The sequence below is a fragment of the Seonamhaeicola marinus genome, from assembly GCF_008085455.1.
Genome location: NZ_VSDQ01000714.1, coordinates 1 through 240, shown reverse-complemented (window position 1 = coordinate 240; position 240 = coordinate 1). Strand labels below are relative to the sequence as shown.

Genomic DNA, 240 nt, shown 5'->3' with positions numbered 1-240 from the left:
GATCATGTGTCTATGGGAAGTATTTCTGGTAGAAAGTTCAACCAAATTTTAGAAAATTTAGAAAAGATTTTGGCTATAGAATTAATGTACGCTGCACAAGCTTTAGAATTTAGAAGGCCCAATACGTTCTCTGATATTATAGAGGAAAACTTTAAAATTATTAGAAGTAAAGTAACAAAACTTGAAGATGACAGGGCTTTAAAAGCAGACATTGATGCCATGATAAATTTAGTGAAGACT

Annotated in this window: 1 protein-coding gene; it reads left to right on the top strand. The window is 31.2% G+C overall.

Annotated features, from left to right (window positions below):
• Nucleotides 1–240 (top strand): aromatic amino acid lyase (locus tag FUA24_RS17305; RefSeq protein WP_187388319.1); only part of this gene is annotated, 240 nt, incomplete at both ends.